Origin of the sequence: Mycobacterium sp. UM_11 (genome assembly GCF_001414075.1) — a bacterium.
Taxonomy (GTDB): Bacteria; Actinomycetota; Actinomycetes; order Mycobacteriales; family Mycobacteriaceae; genus Mycobacterium.
Window position 1 is genome coordinate 1 of the sequence record NZ_LATC01000119.1, and the last position, 13006, is coordinate 13006.

Genomic DNA, 13006 nt, shown 5'->3' on the forward strand with positions numbered 1-13006 from the left:
CAGATGTGTATAAGAGACAGGAATAGCCGTAGCCGCCGTGGATTCGGAAGCTCTGCTGCGTGACCTCGGTGCAATACTCGCTGCACAGATACTTGGCCATCCCGGCGGCGACGTCGTTGCGCTCCCCCGAGTCCTTCAGCCGCGCCGCGTTCACCATCATCAGGTGTGCGGCTTCGACTTTGGTGGCCATCTCGGCGAGCTGGAAGGCAATGGCCTGGTGCTCGGCGATGGGCTTGCCGAAGGTGTGCCGTTGTTGCGCATAGCGGACCGCGAGCTCGAAGGCGCGGATGCCGACACCACACGCCCGCGCCGACACGTTGACCCGGCCGACCTCGATGCCGTCCATCATCTGGAAGAAGCCCTGCCCCGGGGTGCCACCCAAAACGTCGTCGGCGCTGGCCCGGTAGCCGTCGAAGATCAGTTCGGTGGTGTCGATGCCCTTGTAGCCCAGCTTGTCGATCTTGCCGGGGATGACCAAGCCCGGCGCGACTTCACCGAATCCCGTTGGCTTCTCGACCAGGAAGGCGGTCAGATTTCGGTGCGGCTTGTCGGCACCCTCGTCGGTGCGCACCAGCACCGCGATGAGCGTGGAGCTTCCGCCGTTGGTCAGCCACATCTTCTGGCCGTTGATGGTGTAGTCGCCGTCCGGGCCGCGTACCGCCCGGGTCCGAATCGCGGCGACGTCGGACCCGAGTTCCGGCTCCGACATCGAAAAAGCGCCCCGCGCTTCGCCGGTCGCCATCCGCGGCAGGAACCGCTGCTGCTGCGCTTCGGTGCCGTGTTGGCGCAGCATGTAAGCCACGATGAAGTGGGTGTTGAGCACGCCGGACACGCTCATCCAGCCACGCGCGAGCTCTTCCACACACAGCGCATAGGTGAGCAGCGACTCCCCCAGCCCGCCGTACTCCTGCGGAATCATCAGGCCGAACAGGCCCATGTCGCGCATCCGGTCGACGATGTCCTGCGGGTAGGTGTCGCCGCGTTCGAGCTCCGCGGCGTTGGGGATCACCTCCTTCTCGGCGAATTGCCGTACCGTAGCGACGATTTCGGTCTGGAATTCGGTCAGCCCGAGGGTCTGAGCGAGCTTGGTCATGCGCTGTCTTTCGGTCCGGGCTTGCTCAGCAAGCGATGGTCTTCGCCTTCGCCAGGCGTTCGATGTCGGCGGTGGTCAATCCCAACCGGCGCTCGAGAACCTCGGCCGTGTCCTGCCCCAACGCGGGCGCGGGCGCGCCGGCGGGATGCACGCCGTCGAACGCGACCGGCAGCCCGGGGGCCAGGTACTCACCCAGGCCTTCCTGCCGCAGTGGGGAAAACAGCGGGTTGTCGGTTACCTTCGGGCCCGCCGCGACCTCGGCGAAGGTGCGGTACCGCTCGAACAACACCGTTGTGCCCGAGAGCGCGGCGGTGACCTCGTCGGCCGAGTGGTCGCCGAACCAGGTGGCGAACAACCCGGACAGCACGTCGCGGTATCGGTAGCGGTCGCCCTCCGAACCGAAGTCGACACCCAGCGCATCGGCGAGCGCGGTCACCGCGACGCCGGTGCCGGTCACGTCGACCAGGTCGCGAAAGTGCCTGCGGGTCAAGGTGACAACCATGAACCGGGCGCCGTCACGGGCGACGAAGTCCTGCCCGTACTGGCCATAGATGGCGTTGCCCAGGCGCTCGCGCTGCGTGCCGGTGATCTGCGGCTCGGTCAACAGCCCCAGGTTTCCGGCGGTGGCCAGCGCGACGTCCTCGAGGGCCAGGCTGATCCGCGCACCGGCACCGGATTCGTCTCGGCGGCGGACCGCGGTGACGACGGCCAGGGCGGCGTACAGGCCGCAGCACACGTCCCAGGCCGGCAACACGTGGTTGATCGGGCCGGCGTGCCCGGCGGGGCCGGTGACGAGCGGGAATCCGATCCCGGCGTTGACCGTGTAATCCACCCCGGTGGAACCGTCGCCACGCCCGAGCAGCTGCACGTGGATGACGTCGGAACGCTTGTCGGCCAACGCCTCGTGGCTGAGCCAGGACAGGCCGGCGGCGTTGGTCACCACCACGCCGTCGCCCTCGACGATGAGCCGCGCGACCAGTTCCTGCCCGTCGGGAGAGCGCAAATCGATGGTGGCCGAACGCTTGCCCTTGTTCAGCCCGGTCCAGTAGATCGAGGTGCCGTCGGCCGCCAGCGGCCACCGCTGCACGTCGGACGCGCCGCCGATCGGATCGATCCGGATCACCTCCGCGCCAAGCTGACTCAGCGTCATGCCACACAGCGGGGCGGCGACGAAGCTGGACACCTCGACGACGGTGAGTCCGCCCAGGGGACCGGTCACGTCACCCGCTCGAACACCGCGGCCAGGCCCTGGCCGCCGCCGATGCACATAGTCTCCAGCCCGTAGCGCGCCTCGCGGCGGTTGAGCTCGCGCGCCAGTGAGGCCAGCATCCGCCCACCCGTCGCGCCGACGGGATGGCCTAACGAGATGCCGGATCCGTGCACGTTCGTCCGCTCGTGGTCGGCCGCGCCGAAATTCCACTCCCGCATCACCGCAAGCGCTTGAGCGGCAAAGGCTTCGTTGAGTTCGATCAGGTCGATGTCGGACAGCCGCAGGCCGGCCTTGCGCAGCGCCGCCTCGGTCGCCGGTACGGGCCCGATGCCCATGACGTGGGGCGCCACTCCCGCCAGCCCCCATGACACCAGGCGGACCAGCGGGGTCAGACCGTATTCGGCGGCCTTCTCGGGTGTGGTCACCACGCACATCGACGCCGCGTCGTTTTGGCCGCTGGCGTTGCCGGCGGTGACGGTGGCTTCCGAATCCTGCTTGAGCAGAACGGGTTTGAGCTTGCCCAGCGACTCGACCGAGGTGTCGGCGCGCGGATGTTCGTCGGTGTCGATCAGTTCTTCACCGTGGCGCGTGCGGACGGTGACCGGGATGATCTCCTCGGCGAGAACCCCGTCCTTCTGCGCGGCCACGGCCCGCTGGTGTGACCGCACGGCGAGTTCGTCCTGTTCCAACCGCGGAATGCCGTACTGGCGACGCAGATTCTCCGCCGTCTCCAGCATGCCGCCGGGGACCGGGTGGTGACGGCCGCCGGCGGTGGTGCGTCCGCGGGCCAGCCCGTCGTGCACCTGGACCCCGCTTCGCGCGCCGCCCCAACGCATGTCGGTGGAATAGAACGCGACATTGCTCATGCTCTCGCAGCCGCCGGCGACCACCAGATCCTGATCGCCGCTGCCCACCTGCAGGCACGCCTGGATCACCGCCTGCAGGCCCGACCCGCAACGCCGGTCGACTTGCATGCCGGGCACCGTCACCGGCAGGCCGGCGTCCAGCGCCACGACGCGCCCGATCGCCGGGGCATCGCTGTTGGGATAGCAGTGGCCGAGGATCACGTCCTGCACCGCGTCGGGCGCCAGCCCGGTCCGCTCGAGCAACCCCTTCAGGGCGGTGACGCCCAGGTCGACGGCCGTCAGCGAGGAGAACATGCCGCCGTAGCGGCCGATCGGCGTGCGGACCGGTTCACAGATAACGGCTTCGCGTAGCGCGCTCATAGGTGTCGGCCGCCGGTGATCTCCATGACGGTGCCGGTCATGTAGGACGACAGGTCGGACGCCAGGAACAGCGCCACGCTGGCGACTTCGCTGGGCTCACCGGCCCGGCCCATCGGCACCTCGGCGACCTTCGAATCCCAAATACGTTGCGGCATAGCCTCGGTCATCGCCGAGCGGATCAAGCCGGGGGCGATCGCGTTCACCCGGACGCCCAAGTAGGCCAGCTCCTTGGCGGCCGCCTTGGTCATGCCGACGATGCCGGCCTTGGCAGCCGAGTAGTTGGTCTGCCCGACCATGCCGACCTTGCCCGACACCGACGACATGTTGATGATCGCGCCCCGCTTGTTTTCCCGCATGACCGCGGCCGCCAATCGGGTGCCGTTCCAGGTTCCCTTCAAATGCACGGCGATGACCTGATCGAACTGCTCCTCGGTCATCTTGCGCATCGTCGCGTCCCGGGTGATGCCCGCGTTGTTGACCATGATGTCCAGCCCGCCGAAACGCTCGACCGCGGTTTGGATCAGTTTTTCGACGTCGGATGCCTGCGTGACATCGCATTGGACCGCGACGGCGACGTCATCACCGCCGAGCTGTTTGGCCACCGCTTGCGTCGCTTCGAGATTGACGTCGCCGAGCACAACCCGCGCGCCCTCGGCGACGAAGCGCTCCGCGATGGCCAGCCCCAGCCCTTGCGCTCCGCCCGTGATTACCGCCGTCTGACCTGCCAACAACCCCACCTGGGTCACACATCCTTCACTGTCGTAGCCGCCGCCGGACACCCTCAGGGCAAATATCATATTTGATATAGGATCCTGCTCTGAACCGGGGTCTCCCCGACCAGGAGAGGAGCGTGCAGCCAATGGCAGCCACCGAATCCGCGGAAGTCAGCGACGAAGATTTTCGCGAGATCCTTGCCCAGACACGGCAATTCGTCCGCAGCGCCGTCGTTCCCCGCGAGCAGGAGATCCTCGACTCCGATCGCGTGCCGGACGACCTCCGCGACGAGGCGAAGAAGATGGGGCTGTTCGGCTACGCGATTCCCCAGGAGTGGGGCGGCCTGGGCCTCAATCTCATGCAAGACGTCGAGCTGGCGATGGAGCTGGGCTACACCTCGCTGGCGCTGCGGTCGATGTTCGGCACCAACAACGGCATCGCCGGACAGGTGCTGGTCGGCTTCGGCACCGACGAACAGAAATCCCGCTGGCTGGAGGCGATCGCGACCGGCGACGTCGTCGCCTCGTTCGCGCTGACCGAGCCCGGCGCCGGCTCCAACCCGGCCGGCCTGCGCACCAAAGCCGTTCGTGACGGGGATGATTGGGTGATCTCCGGGCAGAAGCGCTTCATCACCAACGCGCCCGTCGCCGACCTGTTCGTGGTGTTCGCGCGCACCCGGCCGGCCGACGACCGGGGACCCGGGATAGCCGTGTTCCTGGTGCCCGCGCACGCCGACGGCGTCGAAGTCGGCGCCAAGGACGCCAAGATGGGCCAGGAGGGCGCGTGGACCGCCGACGTCAGCTTCGACGACGTCCGGGTCGATGACGGCGCGCTGGTCGGTGGTAGCGAGGACATCGGGTATCGAGCGGCGATGACGTCGCTGGCGCGCGGACGGGTGCACATCGCCGCCCTCGCCGTCGGCGCCGCCCAGCGGGCGCTCGACGAATCGGTCGGCTACGCGGCCACCGCGACGCAGGGTGGGACGCCGATCGGAAGCTTCCAGTTGGTCCAGGCGATGCTCGCCGACCAGCAGACCGGCGTGCTGGCCGGCCGGGCGCTGGTGCGCGACGCCGCGCGGCAGTGGGTTACCGGCGAGGACCGCCGGGTCGCGCCGTCCGCGGCCAAGCTGTTCTGCACCGAAATGGCCGGCAACGTGGCGGACCTCGCGGTGCAGATCCACGGCGGCAGCGGTTACATGCACGGGGTCCCGGTCGAGCGCATCTACCGCGACGTGCGGCTGCTACGACTGTATGAGGGCACCAGCGAGATTCAACGCCTGATCATCGGGTCCAACCTCGTCAAAGCGGCGCAGCGATAAGGAGCAACTATGGGCGGCAAGCTCGCAGGCCGAGTGGCATTCATCACCGGGGCGGCCCGCGGTCAGGGCCGGGCGCACGCGGTTCGGCTGGCGCGGGAGGGCGCCGACATCATCGCCGTCGACATCGCCGGCAAGCTTCCGTCCTGTGTCCCGTACGACCCGGCGAGCCCCGACGACCTGGCCGAGACCGTTCGGCTGGTTAAGGAAACGGGCCGCCGGATCGTCGCCTCGGTCGTGGACACCCGCGACTTCGAGGCGCTTCGCCAGGCCGTCGACGACGGCGTCGCCGCGTTCGGGCGGCTGGACATCATCGTCGCCAATGCCGGCGTCGCCGCCCCGCAGGCCTGGAACGACATCACGCCGCAGGACTTCCGCGACGTGATGGACATCAACGTGACCGGCACGTGGAACACCGTGATGGCCGGCGCGGACAAGATCATCGAAGGGGGCCGCGGCGGCTCGATCATCCTGATCAGTTCCGCGGCCGGGATGAAGATGCAGCCGTTCATGGTGCACTACACCGCCAGCAAGCACGCCGTCACCGGGATGGCGCGCGCCTTCGCCGCCGAGCTGGGCAAGCATTCGATCCGGGTCAACAGCGTTCATCCCGGGCCGGTGAACACGCCGATGGGCACGGGCGACATGGTCGCGGCGGTGGGCAAGGCCATGGAGACCAACCCGCAGCTGTCCAGCGTGCTCACGCCGTTCCTGCCCGACTGGGTCGCCGAGCCGGAGGAGATCGCCGACACGGTCTGCTGGCTGGCCAGCGACGAGTCCCGCAAGATCACCGCCGCGCGGATCCCGGTCGATCAGGGCTCCACGCAGTACTGACCGGCGTGGGAATAGATTCCCGCGAGCGGCGATTGCAGGCCACATGAAAGCCTTCACCGAGAGCGAACGTCAGGAGTTTCTGGCCGGCAAGCACGTCGCCGTGTTGTCCGTCGCGGCCGACGGCCGGCCCCCGGCCAGCGTCCCGATCTGGTACGACTACACGCCGGGTGGGGACATCCGGATCATGACCGGGGCGTCGAGTCGCAAGACGCGGCTCATCGAGCGGGCCGGGGCGGTGACGCTCGTCGTCCAGCGCGAGGAGCCGCCGTATCAGTACGTGGTGGTCGAGGGCTCGATCGTCGACATCACCAATCCCGCTCCCCACGACGTCCAGGAGGCCATCGCCATCCGCTACCTCGGCGAGGAGGGCGGGCGGGCGTTCGTCCGCAGCATGGAGGGGGTGGAAGAGGTGATGTACACCATCCGCCCCGACCGCTGGCTGAGCGCGGACTTCACCGGCGACCTGTAGAGGTCTCAGCCGATCAGGTCCAGCGTCCCGAGCTCACGGATCGCTTGGCAGCCGCGGGTGAGCATGGTCAGCACCATGTCGTCACCACGGTCGGTCGCGGCGGCGAACGCGAACCCCAGCGCCGAGATCAGGGGTGCCTGCAACAACCCGAGACGGTAATCGCGCCAACACGTTTCGCGGTCGTAGTCGGCGACCCCCGACGTCGTCAAGGCGCGATGATAGTCGGTGACCAGACCCCCTTCGATGCTCGCGCGCAGCGCCGAATCGAGGCTGGTGGCGGTGAAGTAGGCGAGATCCCTGGCCGGTAGACCCACCCCGAGCGTCTGCCAGTCGACCACGCTGACCCGGGTTCGGTCCGGATCGAACAGCAGGTTGTCCAGGCGGTAGTCACCGTGCAGCAGGGCGAACCGGTCATACTCGGTCATCAGCCACGGGGTGACCAATCCCATTGCCGCACTGAAGGTATCGCGGTCTTCGGCGCTCATCCGATCGCCCAGTTTGTCGAGGGTGATGTCGGCGCTCATCTTCGCCACCTCGCCCATGCCGCCGGCGCCCGCCTCGTCGGGTCGGCCGAACGCGATGCCAGGGAAATCGAGCCAGAACGGATCGCACCAGCTGGGCGCGTGCAAGCCGGCGAGCGCGGTGACCGCGAGCCGCGCTTCGCGCTGCCCGCAACCGGCGAGCTGGTCGCCCTGCACGGCGGGCGCTTGATCGGCGAGGAGCAAGGCGAAATCCATTGCGTCCTCGGAGATCTCCGAGTAGTAGCACCGCGGCGTTGGCACCCGCACCCGGCCGGCCACGGACGCGTAGAACGCGCACTCGCTGCGATATCCGATGACGACCCGATCGCGGACGGTGTCGTCCTGGGCGGGCAACTTGATGACGAAGGTCTGGGGCAGGTCACCGGGGCTCCCGGCGTAGCGGGCGGTCACCCGGTAGGTCGCACCCGTCTGCCCGGTGCCGATCGCGACCACGTCGACGTCGGCAACCTCGACGGGTGCGCCGCCCCCACTGAGCGCGTTCGACAACCACTCCGGTGTCACGTCGCCCGGATACCGCGGAATCGACACCACAGCACTCATGAACAGCACGCCTCCTGTAACCGGGCCGCCTTGCCCGACTGACAAACTGTAAGGCATACCGCAAGAGCCGCGGTCAAGACCTAGCCGGAGCCGACCCGCCAGTCGGCGGCCTCGTGCTGCTGCCGCCAGAACTCGTCGAAACGCCCACCCGCCGCAAGCAATTCGTCGACCGTTCCGTCCTCGACAACTCGACCGCCATCGAGGAACAGGACTCGGTCGGCGTGGCTGATGCTGGCCAACCGGTGCGCGACGATCACCTGGGTGCGCGACCGCGGGTCGAGCGTGAGTGCGTCGACCACCGCCGCCTCGTTTTCGGTGTCCAGGGCGCTGGTGGCCTCGTCGACCAACAGCGTGGGCGCCGGTTTGAGCAGCGCCCGGGCGATGCTGACCCGCTGGCGTTCGCCACCGGACAACGCGGAGCCCGCTTCGCCGACGATCGTGTCGGCGCCCTCGGGCAGCCGGCCGATGAGTTCGTCGACGCGGGCCAGCGCCACGGCCCGCGTGAACTGCTCTGCGTCGGCGCCGGGATGCCCGGCTAACACGTTGTCCCGGATCGACCCGTGGAACAGGTAGGGGTGCTGGAACACCACGCTGCTGGCCGCCCGCCGCGATTCGGCGTCCAGCGTCGCCGCGTCGACACCGTCGATCAGGACCCGGCCGCGGGTCGGCTCGTGCAGCCCGGCGATCAGCGCCAGGATGGTGCTCTTGCCCGATCCTGACGGTCCGACGATCGCCGTCGTGCTGCCCGCCGCCAAGCTGAAGCTCACCCCGTCCAGCACCGGGGCGGTCGCGCCGTCGTAGCCGAACGTGACGTCGTCGAATTCGATCCTTGGCGCCGTCGCGGCGGGCAGCCTGGCGGACCCGGCGTTCAGCACCGGCGCCGTGAGGACCGAGCGGATGCGGCCGAGCGTGGCGCGGGTGCTTTCCAGGGCCGGCGCCAGTTCGCTGATCGTGGTGAACGGCTCCAGGTAGCGCACGATGACGACGATCAACGCGATGGCCTCGGGCACGGTGACCGTCTTGTTGATGGTCAGCGCCGCGGTCGCCCCCGCCAGCAGGATGAGCGAGAGCTGGCTGGCCAGGCTGAACAACAGCTGGCCGGGAATCTGCATGGCCAGTAACCGCATGGTCGCCCCGCGCTGCGCGGCCAGCGCGTCGCCGACCAGGCTGCGCGCCGGCTCGACCCGCCGGGCGGCCCGCAACGCCTGCTGGGTGCGCGCGAATTCGATGATCCGTTCGGTGAGCGCGCTGTTGGCTTCGTCGGCGGCGGCGTCGGCGCGCCGCGCCAGTCGCGACGACGCCCACAACGCACCCAGCAGCAGCGGCACCCCGCCCAGCGCGGCCACGCCGAGCTGCCACGAGATAGGGAGCAACGTCAGCCCGATGGCGGCGGGCAGCAGGATGGCGGAGGTCAGCGGCGTCAGCAGGTTGACGACGAGGCCGACCAGTTCGGGACCGGTCGCGGCGATCGCCTGCCGTGCCGTCGCGGTGTGCTCGGCGGTGAACCAGTCCAGCCGCACCGAAGGCAACCGGTCCGCCACGTCGTGCTGGCTGTGATCGAGCACGGCGAACCCCAGGTCGAAGCCGATGCGTGCCGTCGCGGTGTCGATCACCCATCCGAGCACGGTGGCGGCGGTGAGCCAGCCCAGCCACCCCAGCGCGTGGTGCGGGGCGTCGCCGAACAGCGCGCCCACCAATGGCACCAGCAGCACCGCGGCCGCCGCGCGGACCACCACGGAGAGCAGCGCGAGCACGGTGTAGGCGCTGACCCTGGCGCGGCGATCCGCCGGCACCAGGTGTAACCACGTGCGGATCATCGCGCCCCCTCCCGAGCCGGGCTGGCCGCGACCGGGTCTCGTCGGCCGCCCTCCCAGAGCCGTCGGTAGCGGCCGTCGGCGGCCAGCAACTCCTCGTGCGTGCCGCGTTCGGAGATCCGCCCGTGGTCGAGCACGACGATCTGGTCGGCGCCGGTGACGGTGTGCAATCGGTGGGCGATCACCAGCACGGTGCGATCCCGCGTCAGCCGGTTGAGCGCCTGCTGCACAAGGTATTCCGATTCCGGGTCGGCGAACGCGGTGGCCTCGTCGAGAATGAGCACCGGCGTGTCCGCCAGGATCGCGCGGGCGATCGTGAGCCGTTGCCGCTCCCCACCGGAAAAGCCGCTGCCCGCGCCCAGCACGGTGTCGTAGCCGTCCGGCAGTCGCATGATGCGGTCGTGGATTCGCGCTCGGCGCGCCGCCTCCTGAATCTGGGTCGCGCTGGCATCGGGGACGGCCAGCGCGATGTTGTCGGCGACGGTGCCGTGCACCAGTTGCGTCTCCTGCAGGACGAACCCGACGTTCGCGTAGAGCTCATCGGCGGTCATCGACCGGATGTCGCGGCCCCCAACGCGTATCGAGCCCCCTTCGACGTCGTGGAACCGGGCCAACAGAGCGGCCAGCGTCGACTTCCCGGAGCCCGACGGGCCGACGAGGGCGGTGACGGTGCCGGGCCGCAGCGCCAACGACACGTTCTGGATCACCGGGACGCCCGGGCGGTAGCCGAAGCCGACGTCGTCGAATTCCACGGTCGCCGACCGATCGCCGGACTGGTCGTGCCCGCAGACGTCGAGTTCGGGCTCGTCGAGGGCGTTCTGCAGGCGGCGGGCGGCCAGCATGCCGGCGCTGATGCCACCCACCCCGTATGCGATTCCCAGCAGCCGGGCGCCGAATGTGGTGCCCAGCAACAGGAATGGCAGCAAATTGACCGGATCCATTCGGCCGCTCACGGTCAGCAGGGTGCCGGTGAGCACGATCAGCCACAGGAAGGTCGAGGGCCGGGTGACCAAATCCATCAGCGTCTTCTTGCCCGCCAGCGGCCGCTGCCAGGAGACGAGGAATTCGATGTAGGAGTCCAGTTGGCGCCGGAAGCTGGATGCGGCCGCCCCGCCGAAGACGCGGATCACCGGTTGGCCCTCCAGGTAGGCGCCGGCCTCGCCGGTCATCTTCTCCGCCCAGCGCTGTGATTGCGGGATGCGCGGGCCGGACTGGATGGTGAGCGAAGACGTCAGCACCAGGTACACCAGGACGGGCAGGAACAGCACTAGCGCCACCCGCCAGTCGACGGCGAACAGGTAGGCCAGCACGGCCAGCGGCGCGATGATCGCCGCGACCGCGTCGGGGATCGCGTGGGTGACCAGATAGTGCAGCGACAGCGTGTCGTCGTGCAGCAGCTGCTTGATCGAGCCGGATCCGCGCGCGGTGAACCAACCCAGTGGCAGCCGAGACAGCTTGCGCAGCAAGCGGGAACGCAGGTCTGCGGCGAACCGGGCGTCGACGACGTGCAGCCACAGCGTGAGCGCCGCCCCGAGCACGGTGCCGGTTCCCAGCAGCGCGACGGCCGCGATCCCGACATCCCAGAGCCGTGGGGCCGGCGCCCCGGAAACCAGCAGTCGGGCCAGCTCGACCAGGAGCACGAACGGTGCCAGCTGCACCAGCGTGATGACGGCCTGCAGCACCCCGGACAGGATCAGCGCCGAGCGCAGCGGCGCGAGCAATCTGCCGGCACCCTGGGCTCGCCAGCTGCCGCGCGCCGCGGCGACGGGCGCCGGACTGTGCGGCTCCGGTGATGAAACTCGTTCGGGGGCAATCTCATTGGGTTCGGGCCCATCGCTGCGGCGGGTGCCCATCGCCCGTCCGGCGCTCCAATAGGCCTGGGCGTGTACCTCGGACTTGGGGAAGCCGAATTCGTCGCGCAGCCGCGTTCGCACGTGCTTGAGCACGGTGGCCTCGGGCGTCGCCCACGCGTACCAGTTGGACCAGTCCCGGCTATCGATCGCCGCGGCAAGGGATTTCTCGTCATGGCGGACCACCCAGTGCACGCGCAATCGGGGATGCTGGGCGATAGGTATCAGGACGTCGTGGTCGTCGTGTTGCTCGAGATACATCTCGATCGGCACTTCGTCGGGGACGACGCCGATGATGCCGTTCATCCCCGGGATCGACGCGGAATCCCCGATCAGCAGGTAGCCGGCTGGTTGTTCGTCCGGCGCGTCGAAGCGCGACGAGCCCATCAGCGCCATGACGGCGATGGTGGCGCCGGGTTGCACGGTGCGTGCCCATTTCGACGCCGGGCCCGCGGGTTCGTGCAGCACGATGTCGACGGCGAAGCGGCCCTCGGGGACGTCGGCCTCGGAAATCGTGTAGGCGCGCTGGAATTCGGTGTTGGATCCGTCCGGGTCCGGGAACCAGAACCGCAGCCAGGCCGCGGGTTCGGCGTCCACGTCTTCGAACAAGGTCGGCGATGTCATTCGCACCCGCACGAAATGCGGTGCGATCTGGACGGTTTCGATCACGGTTGCGGTGTGGTCGCGGGCGCCGAAGCTTCGCAACATCACGCCGGAGAGTCCGCGCGCCATCACCGGTCCTTTCCCGCGGCGCTCAGCTCCGCGGCGACGTCAACGAACGGGCCGGCGGGCGGCCCCTTCGCTGAATACGCTACCGCCCACAAACTAAGGGTTGCCTTACCAAAGGTCAAACCCGGGTGGCCGGAGCCGGCTCGGTAGCCTGGTGGCGTGAGCGGTGAATCGGTTCCGCCGGTGTTGCTCTACGACGGCGTCTGCGGCGTGTGCAATGCGGCGGTGCGCACGGTACTTCGGTTCGACCGCGCTGGCACCCTGCGCTTCGCGGCCCTGGACAGCGACTACGCCCGCGCGGTCTTCGCTCGGCACCCGGCCATGGAGGGCGTCGACTCCGTGGTGTTCGTCGATGAGCCGGGCCGGCCCGGCGAACGGGTAGCCGTCCGATCCGCCGCCGCGCTGCGCGTGGTGGATTACCTCGGCGGGCCGTGGAAGCTGTTCGGAATGGCCCGCATCATTCCGGCTCCGGTGCGCGACTGGCTCTACGACAAGTTCGCCGGCATCCGCTATCGCGTCTTCGGCAAGTACGACACGTGCCCGTTGCCGCCGCCGCAGGTTCGCGCCCGCTTCCTGGACGCCTAGCTGTACTGACCACGGACGTTGGTGACGGCGTGGCGTGGTGACATGACGAAGACCTCCGAGTGAAGTGCGAGCTGTCTAGGAACGC

Annotated in this window: 11 protein-coding genes; 4 read left to right on the forward strand and 7 right to left on the reverse strand. The window is 68.9% G+C overall.

Annotated elements, in window-relative coordinates; all coding sequences use genetic code 11:
• The 4 genes from WU80_RS21600 to fabG all read right to left on the reverse strand — a co-directional run.
• Positions 1-1093 (reverse strand): acyl-CoA dehydrogenase family protein (locus WU80_RS21600; RefSeq protein ID WP_055405839.1); only part of this gene is annotated, 1093 nt, incomplete at its 3' end.
• A 25-nt stretch (positions 1094-1118) separates the two neighbouring features.
• Positions 1119-2312, reverse strand: coding sequence for a CoA transferase (locus tag WU80_RS21605; protein WP_055405186.1), 1194 nt, complete (start codon positions 2310-2312; stop codon positions 1119-1121).
• Positions 2309-3529, reverse strand: a complete 1221-nt coding sequence (locus WU80_RS21610) for an acetyl-CoA C-acetyltransferase (RefSeq protein WP_055405187.1) — start codon at positions 3527-3529, stop codon at positions 2309-2311. The genes WU80_RS21605 and WU80_RS21610 overlap by 4 nt, the downstream gene beginning before the upstream one ends.
• Positions 3526-4275, reverse strand: a complete 750-nt coding sequence (gene fabG / locus WU80_RS21615) for a 3-oxoacyl-ACP reductase FabG (protein WP_055405194.1) — start codon at positions 4273-4275, stop codon at positions 3526-3528. The genes WU80_RS21610 and fabG overlap by 4 nt, the downstream gene beginning before the upstream one ends.
• Positions 4276-4388: 113 nt before the next feature.
• On the opposite strand from fabG, the gene WU80_RS21620 reads away from it, so the two are divergent.
• Genes WU80_RS21620 through WU80_RS21630 form a run of 3 tightly spaced genes read left to right on the forward strand, consistent with a single transcriptional unit; the run spans position 4389 to position 6861 of the window.
• A complete protein-coding gene (locus WU80_RS21620; protein WP_055405188.1) occupies positions 4389-5561 on the forward strand; it encodes an acyl-CoA dehydrogenase family protein in 1173 nt (390 codons plus the stop codon).
• Between the two features lie 9 nt (positions 5562-5570).
• Positions 5571-6392, forward strand: a complete 822-nt coding sequence (locus WU80_RS21625) for a mycofactocin-coupled SDR family oxidoreductase (RefSeq protein WP_055405189.1) — start codon at positions 5571-5573, stop codon at positions 6390-6392.
• Between the two features lie 43 nt (positions 6393-6435).
• Complete coding sequence (locus WU80_RS21630; protein ID WP_055405190.1) at positions 6436-6861, forward strand: pyridoxamine 5'-phosphate oxidase family protein; 426 nt, start codon at positions 6436-6438, stop codon at positions 6859-6861.
• A gap of 5 nt (positions 6862-6866) precedes the next feature.
• On the opposite strand, the gene WU80_RS21635 is transcribed toward WU80_RS21630, so the two are convergent.
• The 3 genes from WU80_RS21635 to WU80_RS21645 all read right to left on the reverse strand — a co-directional run bounded on the left by WU80_RS21635 (position 6867) and on the right by WU80_RS21645 (position 12339).
• The gene (locus tag WU80_RS21635; protein WP_055405195.1) at positions 6867-7943 is read right to left on the reverse strand and encodes a phosphotransferase family protein; all 1077 of its coding nucleotides are present in this window, start codon (positions 7941-7943) and stop codon (positions 6867-6869) included.
• 80 nt (positions 7944-8023) lie between these two features.
• Positions 8024-9760: an ABC transporter ATP-binding protein gene (locus WU80_RS21640; protein ID WP_055405191.1), complete on the reverse strand. Its 1737-nt coding sequence runs from the start codon at positions 9758-9760 to the stop codon at positions 8024-8026.
• On the reverse strand, positions 9757-12339 hold the full coding sequence (locus WU80_RS21645) for an ABC transporter ATP-binding protein/permease (RefSeq protein WP_055405192.1): 2583 nt from the start codon (positions 12337-12339) through the stop codon (positions 9757-9759). The genes WU80_RS21640 and WU80_RS21645 overlap by 4 nt, the downstream gene beginning before the upstream one ends.
• 156 nt (positions 12340-12495) lie before the next feature.
• Here WU80_RS21645 and WU80_RS21650 point away from each other — a divergent pair, with 156 nt between their 5' ends.
• Positions 12496-12921 (forward strand): thiol-disulfide oxidoreductase DCC family protein, encoded by a 426-nt coding sequence (locus WU80_RS21650; RefSeq protein WP_055405193.1) that lies wholly within the window; start codon positions 12496-12498, stop codon positions 12919-12921.
• Positions 12922-13006: the final 85 nt, after the last annotated feature.

Excerpts from the sequence above, each read along its gene's own strand:
- WU80_RS21645 (WP_055405192.1), bottom strand. The coding sequence starts at position 12,339 with ATGGCGCGCGGACTCTCCGGCGTGATGTTGCGAAGCTTCGGCGCCCGC.
- WU80_RS21610 (WP_055405187.1), bottom strand. The coding sequence starts at position 3,529 with ATGAGCGCGCTACGCGAAGCCGTTATCTGTGAACCGGTCCGCACGCCG.
- WU80_RS21625 (WP_055405189.1), top strand. The coding sequence starts at position 5,571 with ATGGGCGGCAAGCTCGCAGGCCGAGTGGCATTCATCACCGGGGCGGCC.
- WU80_RS21640 (WP_055405191.1), bottom strand. The coding sequence starts at position 9,760 with ATGATCCGCACGTGGTTACACCTGGTGCCGGCGGATCGCCGCGCCAGG.
- WU80_RS21620 (WP_055405188.1), top strand. The coding sequence starts at position 4,389 with ATGGCAGCCACCGAATCCGCGGAAGTCAGCGACGAAGATTTTCGCGAG.
- WU80_RS21630 (WP_055405190.1), top strand. The coding sequence starts at position 6,436 with ATGAAAGCCTTCACCGAGAGCGAACGTCAGGAGTTTCTGGCCGGCAAG.
- WU80_RS21635 (WP_055405195.1), bottom strand. The coding sequence starts at position 7,943 with ATGAGTGCTGTGGTGTCGATTCCGCGGTATCCGGGCGACGTGACACCG.